General features: G+C 45.8%; 19 protein-coding genes and 1 pseudogene. 11 read left to right on the plus strand and 9 right to left on the minus strand.

Going from position 1 to position 21,136, the window contains the following annotated elements:
* The first annotated feature begins 232 nt into the window (after positions 1–232).
* From B0475_RS11805 to B0475_RS11815, 3 genes are all read left to right on the plus strand, one after another.
* On the plus strand, positions 233–1,108 hold the full coding sequence (locus tag B0475_RS11805) for a hypothetical protein (protein ID WP_077412071.1): 876 nt from the start codon (positions 233–235) through the stop codon (positions 1,106–1,108).
* Between the two features lie 209 nt (positions 1,109–1,317).
* Positions 1,318–2,832, plus strand: a complete 1,515-nt coding sequence (locus tag B0475_RS11810; protein ID WP_077412072.1) for a hypothetical protein — start codon at positions 1,318–1,320, stop codon at positions 2,830–2,832.
* 274 nt (positions 2,833–3,106) lie between these two features.
* Entirely contained in the window at positions 3,107–4,204 is a 1,098-nt protein-coding gene (locus B0475_RS11815) for a ligand-binding sensor domain-containing protein (protein ID WP_077412073.1), read from the plus strand.
* A 195-nt stretch (positions 4,205–4,399) separates the two neighbouring features.
* Here the strand turns inward: B0475_RS11815 and B0475_RS11820 are convergent, their stop codons facing one another.
* Both B0475_RS11820 and B0475_RS17685 read right to left on the minus strand, forming a co-directional pair.
* Complete coding sequence (locus B0475_RS11820) at positions 4,400–4,885, minus strand: hypothetical protein (protein WP_077412074.1); 486 nt, start codon at positions 4,883–4,885, stop codon at positions 4,400–4,402.
* A gap of 157 nt (positions 4,886–5,042) precedes the next feature.
* Entirely contained in the window at positions 5,043–5,369 is a 327-nt protein-coding gene (locus B0475_RS17685) for a hypothetical protein (protein WP_157892901.1), read from the minus strand.
* A 571-nt stretch (positions 5,370–5,940) separates the two neighbouring features.
* Here B0475_RS17685 and B0475_RS11830 point away from each other — a divergent pair.
* Positions 5,941–6,447: a hypothetical protein gene (locus tag B0475_RS11830; protein WP_198538225.1), complete on the plus strand. Its 507-nt coding sequence runs from the start codon at positions 5,941–5,943 to the stop codon at positions 6,445–6,447.
* 225 nt (positions 6,448–6,672) lie between these two features.
* Positions 6,673–6,837: a hypothetical protein gene (locus B0475_RS17690; protein WP_157892902.1), complete on the plus strand. Its 165-nt coding sequence runs from the start codon at positions 6,673–6,675 to the stop codon at positions 6,835–6,837.
* 141 nt (positions 6,838–6,978) lie between these two features.
* Here the strand turns inward: B0475_RS17690 and B0475_RS11835 are convergent, their stop codons facing one another.
* The 5 genes and pseudogenes from B0475_RS11835 to B0475_RS11850 form a co-directional block, all read right to left on the minus strand.
* Positions 6,979–7,236: an integrin alpha gene (locus B0475_RS11835; RefSeq protein ID WP_157892903.1), complete on the minus strand. Its 258-nt coding sequence runs from the start codon at positions 7,234–7,236 to the stop codon at positions 6,979–6,981.
* Positions 7,237–7,245: 9 nt separating this feature from the next.
* A pseudogene (locus B0475_RS18055) lies at positions 7,246–7,377 on the minus strand (integrin alpha); the annotation flags it as partial.
* Entirely contained in the window at positions 7,374–8,228 is an 855-nt protein-coding gene (locus B0475_RS11840) for an integrin alpha (RefSeq protein ID WP_077412078.1), read from the minus strand. The gene B0475_RS11840 and the pseudogene B0475_RS18055, both read right to left, overlap by 4 nt.
* Positions 8,225–8,518, minus strand: a complete 294-nt coding sequence (locus B0475_RS11845; protein ID WP_077412079.1) for an integrin alpha — start codon at positions 8,516–8,518, stop codon at positions 8,225–8,227. The genes B0475_RS11840 and B0475_RS11845 overlap by 4 nt, the downstream gene beginning before the upstream one ends.
* Positions 8,519–8,654: 136 nt before the next feature.
* Positions 8,655–9,683: a hypothetical protein gene (locus tag B0475_RS11850; protein WP_077412080.1), complete on the minus strand. Its 1,029-nt coding sequence runs from the start codon at positions 9,681–9,683 to the stop codon at positions 8,655–8,657.
* 171 nt (positions 9,684–9,854) lie between these two features.
* On the opposite strand from B0475_RS11850, the gene B0475_RS11855 reads away from it, so the two are divergent.
* Together B0475_RS11855 and B0475_RS11860 are read left to right on the plus strand one after the other, a co-directional pair.
* Entirely contained in the window at positions 9,855–15,530 is a 5,676-nt protein-coding gene (locus B0475_RS11855) for an RHS repeat-associated core domain-containing protein (RefSeq protein WP_198538227.1), read from the plus strand.
* Between the two features lie 354 nt (positions 15,531–15,884).
* Positions 15,885–16,889, plus strand: coding sequence for an acyltransferase family protein (locus tag B0475_RS11860; RefSeq protein WP_077412082.1), 1,005 nt, complete (start codon positions 15,885–15,887; stop codon positions 16,887–16,889).
* A 117-nt stretch (positions 16,890–17,006) separates the two neighbouring features.
* On the opposite strand, the gene B0475_RS11865 is transcribed toward B0475_RS11860, so the two are convergent.
* Entirely contained in the window at positions 17,007–17,663 is a 657-nt protein-coding gene (locus B0475_RS11865) for a class I SAM-dependent methyltransferase (protein WP_077412083.1), read from the minus strand.
* 386 nt (positions 17,664–18,049) lie between these two features.
* On the opposite strand from B0475_RS11865, the gene B0475_RS11870 reads away from it, so the two are divergent.
* Together B0475_RS11870 and B0475_RS11875 are read left to right on the plus strand one after the other, a co-directional pair.
* The gene (locus B0475_RS11870; protein ID WP_232781881.1) at positions 18,050–18,922 is read left to right on the plus strand and encodes an SdiA-regulated domain-containing protein; all 873 of its coding nucleotides are present in this window, start codon (positions 18,050–18,052) and stop codon (positions 18,920–18,922) included.
* Positions 18,923–19,016: 94 nt separating this feature from the next.
* Complete coding sequence (locus B0475_RS11875; RefSeq protein WP_198538229.1) at positions 19,017–19,679, plus strand: SOUL family heme-binding protein; 663 nt, start codon at positions 19,017–19,019, stop codon at positions 19,677–19,679.
* Positions 19,680–19,722: 43 nt separating this feature from the next.
* On the opposite strand, the gene B0475_RS17695 is transcribed toward B0475_RS11875, so the two are convergent.
* Positions 19,723–19,899: a hypothetical protein gene (locus tag B0475_RS17695; RefSeq protein ID WP_157892905.1), complete on the minus strand. Its 177-nt coding sequence runs from the start codon at positions 19,897–19,899 to the stop codon at positions 19,723–19,725.
* Positions 19,900–19,976: 77 nt separating this feature from the next.
* Here B0475_RS17695 and B0475_RS11880 point away from each other — a divergent pair, with 77 nt between their 5' ends.
* On the plus strand, positions 19,977–20,498 hold the full coding sequence (locus B0475_RS11880) for a DUF6265 family protein (RefSeq protein WP_077412085.1): 522 nt from the start codon (positions 19,977–19,979) through the stop codon (positions 20,496–20,498).
* Positions 20,499–20,622: 124 nt separating this feature from the next.
* Complete coding sequence (locus B0475_RS11885; protein ID WP_157892906.1) at positions 20,623–21,078, plus strand: hypothetical protein; 456 nt, start codon at positions 20,623–20,625, stop codon at positions 21,076–21,078.
* The last annotated feature ends 58 nt before the right edge of the window (positions 21,079–21,136 follow it).

Genomic DNA, 21,136 nt, shown 5'->3' on the forward strand with positions numbered 1-21,136 from the left:
ATTGGTAATTTTTTTAAGGACTGTCCAGCTTACTGATGTGCCAAAAAACAACTTTCAAATTTGGGACAGATTGTCTCAATTTCCAAACCAGCACCGTGATACTGAGTTTTCTCGCAATGAAACCGTAACAGGCAAATGAGAATGCTCGTATGTCACCTTCATTAGTGCATGTCTTATAATGTACAATTTAATGAATGATTTAAACTGAATTAATTCTGCCGGGGAAACTGACATGACACACAATCTACTCACAATTATTTTATTATCAGGATGCTTCATCACTTCTGCACTGGCAGGTGATCGTGGCTGGGTTAATTTCACCGGCATGGCGCCACAAGCTTATGAAAAACAGCAGCAACCGCTGACCGTGTTTGCCTGCAACAACACCGCCGTGTCATTGGACATGCAATGGGGCACAGATAACATCCGTGAAGTGCCTTTTGGCTTGGAGTTTGCTGGCGATCAGCCTTACTTCATCAGTAAATACTACATTGCTTCCCCGCCACTGCCCAACCAGTTTGTCTCAGGCACACCACTGATCCTTGGGGTGTTGTCACAAGACCACTTCAGGTTGGATGGCGGACCGGAGATGGCTGAGGTTTTTATGGACTATCGGTTACTTAAGCCGGTACAACTGGGCTTTCTCCCGGTCAGTTACCAAAGCAGTGAGCGCGGAGAGGCCAGTTGCCTTGATTTGGGTATCAATCAGATCCCGATCAATATCCGTTGCCCTGAGTTTGAATACACCGCGTACGGGCAAAAAATAACCGGTCAGAAGAAAGGACTGGGAAAGGGCATTGGTCAATTGGCCCGGGTGAAGACTAAAACCGGTGAGTTAAAAGACCATGGGCAATTGTTTATTCCACTAAATGTCGCCAGCCAAAAACCACTGAAAGACTGTACGGTCGAAATCGTCAATGACATCATGTTTGCCCATCAGGTCTTTTTTGGTAAGGCCAGTGATCATCAGTCCATCATTAACCTGACCCAGGCATATGAACGACATCAGCATTCTGGTGAATCGGTCGGACTGTATTGCCGTCCACGGCCAGTCGATCAACCGGCAGCGGGTTGTGTTCCTTTGCAGCCATTGAATGAGTTTGACTGAACCTTTCGGCGTTCTCTCTGATTACATGAACTGATGGTTTCAGGTTATTGATTGAGGTTACTGCTGTTCTCTCATCTTAATGAAGTAAGTCACTCCCTGCATTCCTTATTTTGTAGTACACTCATTCAACTGTAAAAAAAAGTAAGTAAAAAAAGTACAGTCGTATAACGGACCGATTGGTCATTAAATCAAATAACAGGGGGAATCAAATGAACAGACAAGTGCGCATTCATTCATCAGAACTGGGTGAGGATCAATTAAAATCTTTGGCTAAAAAATATCAGGAAGAATTTGAGCTTCCAGTTACCATTGTCAATAATGAACCTGACATATTGGCAGCATCAAGGTGGGCAGATTTGGCTCAGGTTGACGATATGGAGAAATTATTGAGGTACTGGTCTATCCAATCAAAAACACTTTCAAAAATGTTGGCTGAGACATATCCATTGGTTAATGACAATAAGGAAACCAATGAGTTATTAAGTGTGCTTGCATTGCCATGGGATGATGATCCGAAAGGAACAGTCATTTACTATCGTACTACTACAAAATACAGTATCAGCATTGTTTTAAGAGACTTTTCAATCAGTCGAATTGGACAACTTGAGATAAAAGGAGCCCCGACACCATTACCGCCTCGACATGTCATTGAGCCAGAACGGCCGAAAACACTGGCAGAATCAGGTGGTGGTGAAGATGTGCAAAAGGCCATTTGGAATATTCTTGATTACATCGGTGCTGGCTTGGCGGAAGCAGGTTCTCCAATATTGGGTGCAGTTTTTTCAGTATTGATGGATTTGCTTAAAGCATTCAGTAGTACAGCTGATGATCAAATGACTGAACTGTTATCACAAATAAAAATGCTGCTCCAGGATGATCGTATTCAATTAGAAATGGACAGTGCCAATGCTGTTATCTTAACTTGGTCAGAATACGAAGGATCTCATTTTAAAGAGTCAGACTTGGAAATTTTAAATGCCGATAATCCTGATACATCCTCACAATCATACATAGACGCGAAAAATCGTATAAGTAGTTTCGTGACCAAAATCAATAACGATTTAAATGGCACGCCACGTATCTTAGATGCAGTTAACCTGATGCGAGGCGACCCAGATAAAAATGCCGAAACATATGACTTTCCAACCGATGGTATGCTTAAGTTATCGTATTTTATGTTTTATTCAGGTTTTGTTTTGGCTTTGGGCAAACAGGCCTGGCTTGCATCAAGAGCCCTGAATGGGGTGAGTGATTCAACAACAGAGAGTCTTCAAAACCAGGTCGCTTTCCTTTCTCAAAACTACACCGAGTATGTCGAAGCAATCTATCCCTCGATCAATCAACAAGTCAGCGAAAGAGCCGCAAGGTGGGATGTAGAAGATACTCAACCTTTGGATGGGCACACCTTTTTTATCATCCATGACACCATCCATGATGCACAAGACCCATTGAATAGGCTCAATCGATATTCTCCACCCAGTGAGTGGGGGTATACTGGGAGTACATGGTTTTCTTATTGTGGTAATTCACAACGGGCAACAGCCAATCAGCAAGCTGATGCAGCCTTGGTGAACCTGAAACAAACTTATATAGACTATTTTTATGGACGCATAGTGAAGTCGGCCAGTGATGGCAGGTCGATGCAACAAGAGTTGGATGCCAGGGTGGCGGCATATAAGTCAAACAACGCCAAATACCAAAATCTTGCCAAATCTGACACTTAAAACAAATCGTTATCAATGAGTCGGGGCATTCATTAATGTCCCGTTTTTTAAATTGACCTATGAATTCGTAAAAGACATGGGAGTTATTTGTTTAGTGGTAAAGCCATGATTCCCCGGCATTCTTGTGGTTCAAAAAACTGAAACCACCCCTGGATATGGGGTCAATACCATCCATTTATTTCCGAGCTTGGCCTGTTTGAAAAAGTGGTCTATAATGGACGAAAGGACAGTTTGAATCTTCAAACGTAATATCTATTTTAAATAAGGAGTGTTTATGAAAATTTCCGTTAAATCGTCTGTGGCCTGTGCCATGCTGGCTACCAGCTTAACTGTTGCTGCTGTTCCGCTTTTTGATCCCAATAGCTTGCTCATTGTCAATGATCAGACCATCTATGAATACAATACGAATGGCGATGTGCTTTCTACCCTGGAAGTGCCTATGGGTTTCAATGCAGAACAAGTCAGGGACATCACCATCCTGGAAAACGGAAGGCTTGCGGTTTTTAATGGCACATTTGCCCCTGAACTGAATGTTTATGATGGCAACTACTGGGAGAGTTATCAGATCGATGGTTGGAGTACCCCGAATAATCTGACATATGGGGGTATTGCCAATGTAGGTGAGGTGGTTTTCCTCACCGACGGGTCCACTTTTGGCGGCGAAGCCAAGGGGCTCATTGCTTTCAATGAACAATCATTGACCCATCAGCGATTCATTGACACCAGTGATTACATTGACATCACTTTAGGTGCTGATAACCAATTGTATGCGCTGCGAAATTTTTATGGGGATGTGGATGTATTTGATCCACTGAGCCTGGAGTTGGTCAGGTCAGTTGACTTAGGCCACTTATCATCATCACGTTCAGTCACTGCCAATGCCGCCGGTGAAATATACATGGTCAGCTGGAATGGTTATGTGGCTAAATACGATGTATCGGGTAATGTGGTGCAGACATTGGATATTGGTGGTGGATTGCATGACATAGACATCAATGACCAGGGTGCTTTGTTGATCGGGAGCTGGAATGGTGCGTTTTATCTGACTGATGAGTCATTAATAACCTATCAGTCATTTGCGATGCCAGCATCCAATGTGTTTGTGGCTTTTGCATCACCTGTTCGCTTCACACCTCCAATTGAGCCTCCGGTACTTGTGGGATCTCATTACCGGCACGGGCGTAATATTTACACCACTTTGAACTGGTCGACTGAAGCTCAGGGCGTGGATGTGTATTTGAATGGTGAATTACTGGATACCTTCAGTGGCGTCAATGAAGCCACTTACGCTTTCTTCAAAAAATATGCTCAGGTGTTCATGGTTTGTAACATGGGTACCGAAGATTGTTCGGCGACATATGTGGCCAATTGATCAATCGACCTGATTGCTGAGGACACTGATAAGCCAGGCTGAATGACAGTCTGGCTTTTTTATGTGTGAGGCTGATTGCTGATAGTCTGAGGTCAGGGGTGAGAAATAGAGAAAATAGAGGGACAGGCACTAGTTATATATACCAGCTTGAGTATTTAAGCTGGTTTGTATGTGGTAAATAGTTGGTTTGATTGGTCAGGAAGCAGAATGTGAGGCCTGAATGCTCAGTTTCGATGAAGTTGACTGAATTGGCCCGATTTCAGCTGAGTATGCCGGTGGCAGACAGGATCTGCTGGATGGGTTTGATGGTTGGTTAGCTACTCCCGGGCTGGTTTTTCGGTGACCTACAGCGAATCTTTTACCAACTTTCTGACAGAAACTTTTGAGCTGATCCACTGTGCCGACTGCTGTGAATCCGACTGACTTAATGCCCTTAAGCTCATCGAGCCAGGTGTCTGGATCGAGGCCCAGTCGGTCTAAGATTGGCGGCAGGTTTTCTGGAATGTATCCGCGTTTGGTTTCCAGGATTGCCCTTCCAGAAAAATCCACCAGATCAAGGTAACCCGACAGTGAAAATGGCTGGTCATTTTCGTCATATCCAAAGCCGATCAGCCTGGTGTTTTTGTCTTTGATTCTCTCTTGGATAGAGGTGTAATCAGATTGCTCTGGCGTCTTTGCCACGCACGGTCACTCACAACCAAAAGGCTTCTTTCACTGCGTGAAAACCGCCATTTAGTTGTTCATTGTGCTGCTGCCCTGATTAGGTTCAGGTCCACACGCATGACGGCACAAAGCAAGCGCTTCTTTTGCTATACAAAAACCGCACTCACTTTTTAGCCTATGCTGCCATACAAGTCAAAAAAGCCTGCTCATCGAGCCACATGGATGTGGAGAATAATAGAAATGTAGGAGCATTTTCTGGCCAGCAGGGCTTGGCTTTTAAACCGGCTTTCCCAGAAATGGCCCGTGCAGCCATCTTCAATATTAGCCCTTCGAGCAATGTACTCATTGAGCATTTTTTCGTCTCATCCATGAGACTCACCCCTGCGGGGCTGGCTTGAAAAATCGTTCCTGACGATTTTTTCATAAACCATGAAATGGATCTCAGCCGCTTGCGATAAACTTCCGCTTTTTGAATCACGAAATCCAATTGAGGTTTGCTCAATTGCTCACCCCTCAGATAGGGTTCACAGGGCCCAGGAAGATCGAATAATCCTGCCCATGTCATCAACACCCTTTTGTCTGACCAATCAGCATTGTTGTTAACCTTGAAAGTGGTTCGACATCACCACATAAGCACAGATGTCAATGCTGAATAATTTAGCCAGGTATTTCATGCGTTCAACGATCCACTTCCGTCGATGCTCGAAAGTTCGCCCAGAAGCATGATCATCACCACATAAGAAGGCCCTGCGTAGGCATCTCGATACAATGTGGTAATAAGGGGTTTCCGAGACGCAAATCTGATACTTCCGTGCTAATCCCATGGTTTTCTCCGTTTAAAACCATGATTTTCATAAATTCAGCTGGAATTAGCTGTGGCAAATATATGAAGTGGCCGTCTGATATTTCTTAGGAAATGCCTGTCCTAAACTTTTCTGCAGAATATTTTTGAACATTTAGCTGTCCTCATGGGTGTGCTAATGTGGACAATGAGGTCTTTGTTCCGTATAATCATTCCAATTATTTTATAGGGCATTATGCTTCCTATTCTCAATCAATCAAACGAGTTAAAAATGAAGATCCTCATCATTACCGCTATTCTCCTCTTGGCCTCTTTTGCCTCGTGCCTTCGCGCAACTACTACCCCTCAGCAGAGTACTGAGGAGTCGTACACCACCGTCGGCAACTACAGCTATTTTTGCAATAACTATTGTGACACTTATAAAAACCAGATGTGCAGCCCGCCAGGTGACACGGCTACTGACTTCCAATTTGAAATCCTCAGCGGGGACCTGTCGACCCCACAGACGTCAAATGGCTATCAATTCAAGCTGGCGGGCCACGAGGCCGTCTATCTGGAATTTAAATGTCCACCTCTGGGTTCGGGGACAGCCTGTTCCGGAAACGGGCCGAAGTCTATTGAATTCGACAAGAACGGTCATGTAGATTGCAGCGTCACGTCAAAAAGCAACAACCCTAACGACGAACACAAAACCCTTTATTGCAAAAACAAGTCAAGCGACAGCCACCACCACCTGAACATTTTGAGTTTCGGGTGCGGGGCGTACTACGCTTTTTAACCGAAGAAGCAAGCTAGTAAGTGGTGGGTTATGTCGATAAAACATGTAATTTGGAGAATGGTCGTTATTATTTCAGCCGTTAATAATTCAACTGCCGAACAATCAACAGACTCTGCTGGAGATTATGAAATGGATTTATTTCATGTATATGGAGCCATTCATGGAACGAAATTTACCGAAGAGTTATGCACAGACTAATATCCAGAAACACAAAAACAAAATGAAATGGCATATAAGAAATGGAGAAAAAAATATCTTCCCTTCATTCAAGAGATTCAAAAACACATAAGATTTCATATTTGGCAAAAATCAAAAGGAAACATGGCTATTTATCAAGAACGTTTAGCCGAACAAGATGACCTAATGGATAAACAAAAATTAAGCATATGAATGGAATGTAATGAAATATCAAGATCCAACTTTTAAAGAGATTTGCATGACTTTCCCTTAATATCTGAATACTAAAAGAATGGATCTTGAGTATTACTATGCTGATCAGCTTCAGACCATAAGATCAAAAGTTGTTGATGATTAAAATCCACTTTTAAAGATAATGTCACTTCCAAAAACAACATAACTTTGACCAGCATCAGATAGTCCATTTGGGTCTGCTCTTGGAGCTCCAATAATCACATCATCAATACCATCACCATTAATGTCTCCAGCTGAACTTACACTTCGACCCGAAAAATCATCGATTCTTGTGCCCCATATGACGAATCCTAATTCTTCTGTTAAATTAACTAATTCGATTGGTGATAAATCGGTATCTTCACTGCCAAAAATCACATAACTCTTACCACCCCATCTTCCAAACTCGCCATTTGCTCTGTGTGCTCCAATGATGACATCACTGATACCGTCACCATTAAAGTCTCCGGCATGACGAACTGAATTTCCTGTGTGGCTGCTTCGTAAACCGTTAACTATTCACCCGTATTTTGATCCAGACTATTTACATAGAAAATTGGTGGAAATTCAGATTGACTGCCAAAAATTATGTATGCAAATCCGAAATTATCATTTGCTCCTGATGCTCCAATTATGATGTCATCAATACCATCTTTATTAAAATCACCCGCAAATGAAACTGAACCTCCTAACCAATCACCATCCTCGGTTCCACTCATAATAAAGCCTGTATCTGAGCTCATGTCATGCAATGATATTCCTCCTGGAAATCCATCTGTTTTTCCAAATATCACAAATGCAGCTCCGGTCCTGTTTGCACCACTAGGCAATGTACTGTTGGGACCACCAATGATCAAATCATCAATACCATCTCCATTAAAATCACCAGCATTATTCAAAGATGCGCCTATGTTACCTCCGGCAAATCCTCCAGGGATGTAAAAACCATTTTCTCCATTAAGAGTTGTGAGATCTATCGAGCCTAGCGTGAAACTATTTGACCCAAAAACCACAAAAGCAAATCCTCTTTGAGTGTTAAACTCAGGAGCACCAATTACAACATCAGAAATTCCATCACCGTTTAAGTCACCTGCAAATCTTACACTTGTTCCAACACGTCTACTATATGCTGTTCCATCGATGATAAACCCTTGTGTTGCATCCATTTCTGATACCAAAAGTGGATGTGGTAGTGAGTTTTCAGTTCCGTAAATGACATAAGTTTTTCGTGCAACACCCGCACCAACCAGCAAGTCTCCTATTCCATCCCCATTAAAGTCTCCTGCTCCACTGACAGATCCAAACAGGTCACCAGGATTTTCACCTTGTATCACAATTCCATTAGAACCATCAAGGTTAGCTGGATTCAATGTGTTTGGATATCCATTTGCATCCCCAAAATGACATAAGCCATCCCAGTTCGATTGTCATCACTTGTCCCAGCATCATCTGCTCCAATGATAAAATCATCAATACCGTCACCATTCACATCACCAGCAAAGCTGACTGAAACTCCCAAACTATCATTTTCATTCAGTCCATCGATTACCAATCCATTATCTTGATTGATTTCGCTTAAATATAAATTCAAGTTAAGTTGTGCTTTACATTCTGATGCCAAAATGAAAGCTAAAAGTGTTATTACCAGAATTTTTTTCATTCGAGGTACCTGAAGGCCACATGCTTCACTTGACTCAGGGTGTGCAGTGGATGAGGGTTGTCATCGATCAAGGCGATTTTACCTTCCCATGATTGACCATCTGTGGTGGTAAGGTCAGCATCAACCCAGTTGCTGCCTAAGGATGATTGGGCATGGCCTGGGGATTCAGGTGTCGGCTTTTGACCTGGTTGATTTGTAATAATTGCAGGTCATTGGCAATGCGTTTAAGCATGCGTTTGCTTTCTCCCTCGCGGTAGTCATTATCGATGACTTTCTGAAAATAGTTTCGTGCCTGGTTAAATTCATCCAACCAATAGTGAATTTGCGCGATGTTGTAGTAACTGGCATAGCGCATTTTTCTGTGGGCCCTTTTGTTACTGGGGTAGCGTTTGGGGATTTCATCGAGGAATCGAATGATCGGTAACAAGGCGGGTTTTAAAGCAGCGACGTCATCATGAGGGGCCATTTGCCCAAAGATGGCTTTGAGGTCCTGTTCGACTTTTTTGTAATCAGCATATTCCGGGTATTTTTTTGAATCCATGATCAAAAAACTGGTTTCACCGAAGATGGGTTGGTAGCCATGCATGGCATTGAGTTTGTCGTTAAATTCAATCATGGTTTCATATAAAAACTCATGGTACAACTCTGCCCTTAACTCGTTGATGTTGTGGTTAAGGTAGTTCCAGGCTGATGTTTGTGACGGAGTGGTTTCGCCCTTGTGTTTGATATAAGACGATCCATAGCGATGGGATTGTTGTTTCCCATCGGGGTAGTGAATGATGATCCGTGCACCGACTGAGTATTCCAGTTCAGGTGTGTAGGTGTATTTGATCCTGGTCTGGCCATCACGGTTTTTGTCTTCCCTCTTGTGGGTTTTGACCCGCGTTTCCTGAATTTTAAGCGTATCAAACCGGAACTCAATGTGTAAATAGCCGGCTTTTTCTACCCGATTAAAGCCATGTAACCTGAAGGTGTTTTCAATGGTTTGCCTGGTTTCATAGGTGTCATAAAAGGCGCTGACCTGAGTGCTGACTGTTCTGTTCCCCAATTGGGTGATGGGATCTGTGGGCAGTTGTATGTAGGCCACGTTCGCTGATTTTCTGTCCAGGTCCAAAGCTTTGACCGGGCCGGTCAATGCCAGACATAAAATGAACCAGTATTTCATGTTTTTTTAATTGTCTGTGGTGATTGTTGGTGATTCTATCGCATATCTCCTTCATTGGCTTTGGGTTTTTGTGTATTTCCTGGTTATGGTCAGTGAACAAAAAAGTGGCGCATTTGGGTGAATGCCGACGCATGTATGAATAGGGGACATCCATCACAGCCAGGAGTTATCATGGAACAATCAGCCACTGATCCAATCAACAGCAGCATTTCTTTACCCGCTCAATTCATCCGTTATTTAAGGTGGTATTGTCTGATGGTTTTGGGGTTTTTTTCACTGCCGTTAAATGCGGCCACATCTGATGTCATCTATTTGGATGGGTTTGAAGACCGGCCATTGTTTTTTCCCAGGGTATCATCTGCCGCTCAGGAACCTGTGAATGATGGTGATGATGCCCATGGGGCAGCTGTTTATGGAGAACAGGTGAGTGTGGTGCTCAGTTCCGGGGAGGCCAGGCTGGATCGCACAGACCTCACCGTACCGGGACGGGGACAGTTGAATTTTGCTTTTACCCGCCGACATCGCAGTCAATTGGAGTATGACGGCCCTCTGGGTCATGGCTGGGATTTTATTTACAACGAGCGTTTGCAAATTACCTCAAATGGGAATGTGCAGCGATCCAATGGCAAAGGACATGTGGCCTCATGGACGTTGAATCCTGATGACAGTTACACTGCCCCGAAAGGATATTTCGGCACCTTGACCCTGGAACTCGATGGTCATTATCTGTTGCGTGAGCCGGATGGCTTTAAACGAACGTATTCTGCGCAGGGTAGGCTGGTCCAATATCAGGATCGCTTTGGTAATTCAATGGCTTTCAGTTACGACGGGTCAGGAAACCTGACCGGGATTATGGATGTTTTTGGACGCAGCTATGAACTGGATTATAAGTACATCGCAGGGCGCGACCGACTGGTGACATTGCGTGATTACAGTCTGCGGGAGTGGACCTATGGTTATGATTCAGCTGGTCATTTGGTGACCGTGCGAACACCCCTGGTGACCGGTACTTCGACTGGCAATGATTTTCCAGCTGGTCGCAGCGAACATTACAGTTATTATGATCAGGGCCAGACAGCACCTGTTCTGCATAACCTTGAATCAGTGACTTTTCCTCAGGAGGCGGCAGATATGGGGCCTGCTGGCATCAGCATCAGTTACGGCAGCAGCGGTGTTGAGTCAGATCGTGTGGTGGCATTGACAGTTGGTGGTACCAATGCATCGGCCACACCTGCCGGAGGCACTGTGATATTTGATTACCAGACAATCAACAGTGGTATTCCACTGGGTGATCCTTCGGTGATCAGGCTGGAAGTTTCGCTGCTGGAACGCAATGGCCTGCAGAAAATGTACTTGATCAATGAATTGAACCATCTGAAGGAACTGCGTGAATTGACCCAGGGACTCAGACCGGTGGAGCCCGCTGATCACTACGCTACCAGGTTCAGTTATGATGCCGATGGGCAAATGACCGAAAAAATCATGCCTGAAGGCAACATTCATCAATTTGCATACCACAGTACGGGAAATCGGGCACAGCAAAAAAACGCAGTTGAAATCAGACAGATTGCCGACCTCGACCGAGGCGGAGGTGAAGACCTGGTGACCACCATGACCTATGAACCTGTTTTCAATCAATTGTTCAGTGAAACGGGCCCCAGGGGCAATGCAGCATCATTCATTCCACCATTGGGAAGTCATACAGCAGCACGGTATACCAGGCATTATCTTTTTGATTATCAGGAACACAACCTGACAATCCCAGATGTGGTGAAGTACGGTATTGACTTGGGCAGCATACCAAGAAACCTGGGAGACCTGAATCAGGATGGACAAACCGATCAGCTACTTGGACTGTGGGTGAGGCGTGAGGAACCTGCTGTGTTGCTGAGGGTGGATGCGCATCAAGCCATCTCCACCGGCAGCACAACGCAAAACATCATCACCGAGGCGCAGTGGAATGACCGGGGCCAACAGGTGGCCGAAATTGATGCTGAAGGCAACATCAGCAGTTTTGTTTATCACCCTGAAAATGATCCTGATGGTGATGGTCTCATCATTCCGGGACAGCCTTCATCATTGAATCGAGGTTATCTGGCAAGTGACATCAAAGACAGTGCGCCTGCATCCAACCGGCGTACCGCCCCTGTCCCACCAGCTGAGCTGAAAACCTTCTATGGCTATGACCCGGGTGGCAATGTCAACAGTCTGCAAAATCCCCGGGGCGTGGTGACAACATATGAGTACAACACGTTGAATGAGTTATTGGTTGAAACCCGTGGTGCCAACGTTGATGAGGCTGTGTTGCAGGGTGAACTGGTTACCGGTGAAACGGCGTTTGGTTATCAACAAAGACATCATTACGACCACAATGGCAGGGTGGTGCTTAAAGAGGTGCAGAATGAGGCATCGGTATCGGTGACGGCTGGCGTGGGTGATTGGGTTGAACTCATCCACACCTATGACATCCTTGGTGGTCTGTTGAGTACTGCGGTGGAAATTGATGCGGCCAGTCAGGCAGTGACCCAATGGCAATACGATGGCAATGAGAACCTGGTGCGGGTCACTCATCCGCAGGGCAATCAGGTGTCTTATGAATATGATGAGCGAGATCTTCTGTTCAAAGAGGTCCGTGGGTTTGCCTCTGCTGACGAGGCAATTGTGCAGTACGATTATGACCTGAATGGCAATGTGTCAAGGCGGTTGGATGCCGAAGACAATGATGCCGTGGCGGGGCCCGAAGAAACCCTCCGTGTGTATGACGGTTTTGATCGCAACACCCAAGTCATTGATGCCATCGGCAATCAGGTGCAATGGTTTTATGATGTGGCTTCAAACCGCATCCGCATGCAAGTCTCTGGACACCGGGCCAACCAACCTGGTGCCGGCAATGTGTTACTGAAGGATGAGTTTTATGTGCATGATGAATTGAACCGCCAGTATCAGCGGGATCAGGTGTTGTTTCTTGCCGATGGTTTTAATCCATTGCGCCCTGAAGATTTGCGTGATGACAACAATGATGGAATGGTTACCGAATTCACGGAATACGATGCTTTATCGCGTGTCACTTACCTCAGTGAGGACGACGGTGACACCAAACAAACCGTTTACGATGGCGTCAGTCGCAGTTTATTTAGCCTGGACCCCCTGGGCAACAGCGTGGCTTACACATACGATGCCAACAGCAATGTGCTGAGCCTGACCGAAACCGATGTCAGTGATACCACTGCTGTGGCTGATGAAACCTTTGTGACCCGCTATGTCTATGATCAGCTTAACCGGCTGGTCCGGGAAACCGATCAAGTGGGTCGTACCAAGCGATACCACTATGACAGCCGTGACAACATCAGGGAGAAGTCCGATGCCCAAAATCCCAATCTGGTGGTCGATCCCTGGTCCGTATATCCGGGTAATATCAATCAGCCAGGCAACCGCAGTCACTACGCATATGATGGGCGGGACCTGGTACTCCTTGAACGGCAGGAATTACGGGTTGGTGGCAACGGCAGTGGAGCCCTGGACACCAGTAACCCACTGAACCCGGATGGCTTCATTGACTTGCTGTACTGGTATAACCTGAATGGCTTGCTGTCAGCAGTGATTGATGACAATGGTAACACCACACAATATTTTTATGATGCCCGAGACCGGCAGGTTCAGCAATTGAATGCCGATGGTACGGTCCTGACTCAGATGTATGATCGTGATAACAACCTGATTGCAATCACTGATCCAAATGGCTCAGTGATCACCCAGACCTTCGATGGGATCAATCGCCTGGTACAACGGGATATCAACCGAGGTCAAGGGGTGATTGGTACCACCCAGGAAACACATCAATATGATGGCCTCTCAAGAGTAACCCGGACGGTGGACAACAACGGCACTGCCAGTGATCATCAAGTGGACAGGATTTATGACTCATTGAATCGTCTGATTGAAGAACAACAGGATTTTGAACCTTATTCGAATGTGTTGGCTGGAGATGATCGCAGATTGAGTCTGAGTTATCCAAGCAGCCGAAACATTGAATACACCCACGATGCACTCAACAGGGTGGTTCAGGTGGTTGAACCCAATCCGTCAGGCATCAGCAACAGAGGACCCTTGCCGTCACTGACGGTGTTATCAACTGACTGGATGGGCCCAGAGGCTTGTAGTGAAGCCTGTCCATGTGATGCCAGGCCGTTGCACATGGCAATGGGTAATGACACCAGTCTGAGCTTTCTGGACATCGGGCAGACCAATAACGTGGGTTACAGTGCCGTGCGTGAACCGATTGGGATGGTGCATCTGGATTCTGGCATACCATTCATTGACCGTTCTTACGGCTACAACCGCAACTACATGCGCATCAGTGAGCTGATGTCCGACTTGCCTGGTGGGCCTGAAAACCTGTATGAACTGGATTCTGCCTATCGTTCTGAAAGCACGTTCATTGATGACTTCGGTGGCGAGACTTTTTCGCAGTTGATTGAATACCAGCTGGATGGTGTGGGCAATCGTGATTCGGTTGATTTCACTCAGGATTTTGGTGGTCCGCCGATACAGTTTTCAGATAATTACACCCTCAATAACATGAATGAATATGACTCTGCAGGTGGCGCTGGTCCACAACTGCATGATGACAATGGCAACCTGACTGATTCAGCTGGATTCCTCTATTTCTATGACTATCGTAACCGACTCATCGAAGTGCGCCGCAAAAGTGACAACGCTTTGCGTGCGCTTTATGAATATGACACGTTCAACCGTCGGGTACAAAGGACCACTTATCAAATGCCAACCACCACGGTGGATGAAGAAAGACGCTACTTGTATGATGGCTGGCATGTCATAGAAGAGTGGGCCAGTGATGCCGATTACAACAACAATGGACCCATAGCTTCTTATGTTTTTGGAGCCGGTATAGACCAACCCACTCAAATGGAGACTTCTGTGTCAGCCACGGTGCCTGGAACATTCTGGTTTCACCGTGATGTCAGGAATAATGTGGTTGCCATGAGTGATGAGTCCGGAACTCAGGTCGAACAAACCAGATATGATGATTTTGGTCAGTTTGAACAAAGCGTGTCAATCGATAACCGTCTGCTTTATCAGGGTCGGCGTTATGATCCTGAAACCGGGTTGTTTTATTTCCGCAACCGGTATTACAACCCCGCCACCGGACGCTTCATGCAACGTGATCCGGTATGGGATCCAAACAATGTGGGCAATGCTTACACGTTTGTTGGTAACAATCCGGTATCAGCTCTGGATCCGATGGGAACTGACGTCTGGATTGAGGGCAGTTCAGGCTCAGAGCCAGCCGGGCATCAGTCATTGTGTATCGGTGATCCCAATGGTCATTACATCTCATTCAGTTTTGGGGCCAGTGGTACCAGTTGGAAATGGGGGTTGACCGGTGAGGTGTATCAGGACACAGAACTGGGTGGTGACATCATTGAAGACTCTTATTACAAAACATCGAAGAAAGTTGATACCCGCATCAAAAAACTTCTCAGAAAATTGATTGGCAGTAAATATTACTACCGGTTATTCAACCGCAATTGTCGCTGGTGGTCGCAGACCCAATTTAAATTCATTGCCAAGGAACTGGAAAAACACAAAAAAGGCACCAAGACCAAACCGCCCAAGCGTAAACCCAGGAAAAAACCCAATGTCGGTGGCTTGCCTGGGGTGATTCAACCCACCAGACCCTTCAGCCGGGCTACTTCAGGGCCAACCACGACCACGGTAGAGCCCTCGACTTCCAGTACCGGTGCCACGGGTTCTACTTCGAAACCATCCAGTACTGTACCGAGTACTCCGGTTCCAAGCAGTTCCGGTTCAACAGCCAAGAAATGACCGGTTAAGGTGAAAATAACAAGAGCCTGAGCCAACACGGTTGGCCCGGGTTTTGATGTTTGTTCTGGATACAGAAACGCGAAGTTTGCCAGGATGGGGTGGCTTTTGTCAGTATAATGATGGTGGTTCCTGAACCTTCTGGGATGTGACTCAATGAAAGGATTTGCTGAATATAGCTCATCACATAACCATCGGATTTTGTTGGGAATCGATGGTGAGGTTGACTGTTCTGGTATCATTGCCTGTGTGATGATTTGAACGTAAAAACTGAATCCATTGGTGCGTTGATTGTTTATACTGATGGTCCATGAAGGGCCTTTTTGTAATTTTCAGGAAAAGTTTTAAAATCCACCCATGTTAATCAATATTCAAATACTGAGGGGACTGGCTGCATTGTGGGTTTTTCTGCATCATTCACTGCCACATTTTGCTTATTTAAAGCTCTCATCACCGTTGTTTGAGTCCATTGCCGGTTATGGCTACATGGGTGTTGATGTGTTTTTTGTCATCAGTGGTCTGGTGATTGCCAAAAGCATCGAAAATACTGACTTCGGATACCACCAATCAAGGCGATTTATCATAAAAAGATTCAGCAGAATTTATCTGGGGTTTTGGCCGGTTTTTATTTTGACATTGGCACTGGTATATTATTTCGATGCCACGAAAGTCATGTCTCATGAACTCGTCAAATCATTTTTTCTGTTGGGTATAATAGCCGAAGACTTATTCATACCTCCAGCTTGGTCACTGGCATTTGAATTGTATTTTTATGTGTTGACCGGGCTGATGTTATTGTCCGGAAGGTTTAATCATCACCTGATGTTTGCCCTGTTGATGATTTTAACTGTGATCAAAATCAACTGGATTGAATATGGTGTTAATGAGGCATTGGATTTGGTGTTTACCCCGATGTTGCTGGAGTTTCTGATGGGATTTTATCTTTGGAAATACCGGCATATACTCATAAAGCCTCAATGGGCGGTCGTTTTTGTGGGCATCATGGTTTTTGCCTTGTGGATTTCTGTGGAATATTTTCTGGTAGCCACTTCATTCCGGCCAGTCTCTGTGGGTTTATTTGCATTTTCATTGGTGGCTCTGGCTTTGATTTTTGAAAGCAAACTACCAGGGTTTTTATCCGCAGTTCTCAAGCCAGTTGGCGACAGTTCATACACTTTGTATCTCTTGCATTTCCTGCTGCTTTTCTTGTTTCATGCCACTGGCTTCAGGGGCTGGTTGTTGTTGAATGGTTATTCATTGACTGGTTATCTGATGCTGATTATTTCTGTAGTTCTCATCAGTTATGTGTTCTATCGTTTGGTCGAGAAACCGTTGTATCAGGTGGTCAGCAGAAGATCATAATTGGACGGACTCAATCAGTTTGAACCCCCTCGTGTGATAACAATAAGTATTCATGGTGTAAATTTGGCGGTGGGATAATGGCTCAGAAAATGCTGAATAAACAAAAAATGTTTGCCTTCACTCACCAGACAGGTAGCGCAGTATTTTACCTTTGAATGGTTCACTGGCCGGGTCTTCATTGGGGGCGTTTGTCTGGCTGTGGGCGAATCCCAATGTGGTCATGGCTTTGCTGAATTTGCTGTGCAGACCACGGCCCGGGTCGACTATGATGACTTCGCAGTTTGGTTTGGCATGTTGCTTGATGAATTGTGACAGTAAATGAATGTGTTCAGTTTCATACAGCAGGTCGCTGCCTACGATCAGGTTAAAACGACCCAATCCAGTGTGCTGATTGTCCCATCCAGTGCGCAGAAAAGGAATCACTTCGCCATCATTCAGAGCGGTGTTGCTGAGCAGGAATTCACCGGCCATGGGATGGTGATCTGTGGCCGTGATGTCCTCGTGCCGGGCGTTGAGTAATAAACTGGATAATCCGATACCACAACCGACTTCCAGAATTCTCAGTCCCCGGGTGTCTTTGTCGTCCAGTATCCGGGCCAGCACCTGGCTGGATTCCCACACCACGCCAAACAATGGCCATTGTGCTGATGAAATACCAAAGGCCGCAGCCACGCCATCGGGATCGGCATATTGCTGGCGGTCACGCAGGGTTTTGATGTGGATGTCCTGGTGGGTGAATTCGATGGTTTGGTATTTGATTCGGTAGGTTGACATGCTGTGCTCCTGAAGTTGAGGAAACGCAACAAGCCATCATCACTGATTCGCCACGACTGATCGAATGAAACAATCTGTATGAATGATTATATACCAAAGACATGACTGAATGATTTAATCGTTGTTGTTGGCCCCGATAAACACCGATTTTTAAGAGGGCAGAAGCATCGCCTTGCGTATCTGTTTTATTCCGTGTGATCAACGAAACAGTTGAGAATGTGCTGTTCACCAATGAATACCGATGGCTACGCTTGTTTGTTGGCTGAATCACAAAATCAGATGCGGATTTTGGATACCATGGTGATTCTGCTTAATCATTGGAAGCTGAAATCAAATCAACCACTATCACACAGTCAGCAGCAAACCGGTTTGCCTCATTGAGCATCGTGTTGCTGTTGGTCTCATGGTATGCATCTGCAGCTGACAGGGCATTGCAAGACCTGTCCGGTACTGCTCAACCAACGGCACCCGGGTTCATCGAAGATTACCAATCCCCAGGTGATCTGACGGTGTTGTCATCAGTGGCCAATTTGTCAGGAATTACCTACAACTGGGTGGCTGACCAATACGTCACGGTTCATCAAAATCAATACTGTCGATATGATGCGCAGTTCAATGAGTTGTTTTGCGGGTCTTTGGCCTGTGGAGATTGTGAGGATATTTTCTTTCTGGGAACAGCAGATGGTATGTATGAATATGCCCTGGTAGAAGAGGGCGGATCAGAAGGATCTGTAGCCATCGTTCAGGCGCCGATCAGCACGCACAACCTTCGCTTGGATCAAGAGACAGTTCAATGGCTGACTTATGCCAACACGGCGGGAGGTGATTCGGGAGAAGGCGTGGCATTTGATGGGGTCAGTGATACTTTTTATGTGTGCATCGAAGATCCGCAAATGCAGGTGCTGAGTTTTGCCCGTCCCGCCCATGATGACGATCTGAGTTTTGCTGATGGGTCATTGTCAGTGACAGAGGTGTTGTCACACGCCCAGTTGAGTGCTGTTTTGGGCGCAGGAGCCGACTTGTCCAGTTGTTACTTTCATGAATTCACCGGCCGCCTGTGGCTGATGTCTCACCTGGCACATAACATCAGTGACATTGACTTTTCAGGCGTATTACATGGCCAAATCGAGCTTCCGGTCAGTCAATTTGAGGGATTTACCTTCAATCATGATTTCAGTCAGCTCATTGTGGTTTCTGAACCCAATTTGTACCAGGTCTATCACGCTGCTGATTTGATTTTTGAAGCGGGGTTCGACTGAATACGTCCAATTCATCTGGTCGGTGACGGGCCGTTGACTTCATGCGAAATTGACAGTCAAGATGTCATGATTGGCTTTTTCACTGTGAACTACCATGAATCCACATATCAGACAACCCACCACCGTGCCCGCAATGCTGTTGGCTTTATCACTGTTTTTTGTCACTGGGATGGCGATGGCCATTGAAGAACCCAAATTCCAGGTACTGGAGAAACAAGGTAAATTGGAATTGCGAACTTATGAGCCGATGATCATTGCCGAAGTGGCGGTGGACGGAGATATGGATGATGCTTCCGGGAGGGGATTCAGACTGATTGCTGACTATATTTTTGGTAATAACACCACCACGCAGGGTGATGCTGAGAAAATCAGCATGACTGCGCCAGTGACCATGGAAGTTCAGCCTGTCGCTGAACAGTCAGAAAAAATTGCCATGACCACGCCGGTAACCATGGCTCAATCCGGTGAACAGTGGCGCATGCACTTTGTCATGCCAGCCGAATACAACATGCAAACCCTGCCGATACCCAATAATCCGAAAGTGAAACTGCGCGAAATCCCAGCACACAAGTATGCCGCAATTCGATTTTCCGGGTTTTCCGGAGCCAAAAAAGTTGATCGCAAAACACGAGAGTTGCTGGACTGGATGGAGCAAAAGGGTCTGAAGCCAGTGGGCACACCTGAATTGGCGCGCTACAACCCGCCCATCACCCCACCGTTTTTTCGTCGCAATGAGGTGTTGATCAGGTACCAGTGAATTGGCTCGTCATTAACCGGCATCGTTTCAGCATTGGACTTCATCAATGACATTTTCTCGCCAAAGCCACCAGTGTTAAATCGGCAATCTGTTTTCCCAGGCGCCAATGATTTGGGTGCTTTCTGATCTCGATGCATGGCCCATTTCTGGCGTCACTCAGTGCCACCAATGGGCCGGTCATTGCCAGATCCCGGCTTTGTTGTTCTCGGTGCAGTTTCATCCGTTAAAAAAAATATCCACTGGGTTGTCGAATTTAACCTGAGTTGTTCGTTTAAGATAGACATAAACCGGAGAAAAATGATGAAAATTTTGCTTACCTGGCTGCTCTTGATACTGAGTACCAGCTTGATGGCTCAGAGCAAGAAAACAGCCCACACCTACCGCCTGGACGACCCGAATAAACGACCACCAGCAAAGATTCAGCAAGTAGCCTGGCTGGCCGGTTCATGGTCAGGTACCGCATTTGGGCAACAGTTTGAAGAGGTGTGGAACCCGCCAAGTGCTGGCAGCATGGTGGGTATGTTTAAACTGTATGATGAAAACAAAGGGGTGAATTTTTACGAGTTGATGCTGTTGGTAGAACAGGAAGAGAGCCTGTCTTTGTTGGTCAAGCATTTTTCTGCTGATTTTGTCAGCTGGGAAAGCAAAGAAGAGCACATTAACTTTAAGTTGGTGGCCATTGAAGATCAGGCGATTCATTTTTCCGGGCTGAGTTTTTACCGAACTGGTGCCGATACCATGGATGTCTATCTGGCCATGCGGATGAAAGATGAAACTGTCAGGGAAGAGAAAATGCTGTTCCATCGCCAACGTCCATAATGTCTGAATAGCAGCACCAGGTTGTACCTGTGGTGCAGGTCAAGCCACTTATTTTTCACAGGTCCAATGAGGTGGTTGGATATGGTATTGTGTGAGTTGGTGATTTGGATGCGATGACATGCTTTTGAAGCTAACAAAAACACTGCTTCTGTGTGCGGTGTGTTCTGTCTGTGCCGAACCAACAGCTGTGAGTTGGATTGGTTCGGATCTGGATGGACGATCCTTTTCAGGCACCCTGAAAGCCACCAATACCTGGTTGCGGATTGGGGTTAAAGGTCAGATTCATTTTGCCGATGGTTTATTCTATTGGACCGCCGATGGCGATGACAGCGAGGTTGAGAAACTGCCATTTCAAGGCCAATTTCAGGACGGCCGCTTGTTTTTCACCGCCACCGGGCCGGCTGAACCTGGCTGCCGTGACCAGATCACCTGGCATGGCAGTTTTGATGGGACGTCTGTGTTTGAAGTGCGGGCAGTCTGGCAACGAATTGAAAAAGATTTTGTCCACGATTTGATGTTGACTGATGAGGTGCATTTTACCTTCATGCCATCAACTGAACATCAGCTTGCCAATGATTGAAAGCACTCTTGGCCTTCATTTGATGTGGCTGGTCAGATACTTTGCCAAGAGCCAAGTG

The sequence above is a fragment of the Marinicella sediminis genome (assembly GCF_002000055.1).
Taxonomy (GTDB): Bacteria; Pseudomonadota; Gammaproteobacteria; order Xanthomonadales; family Marinicellaceae; genus Marinicella; species Marinicella sediminis.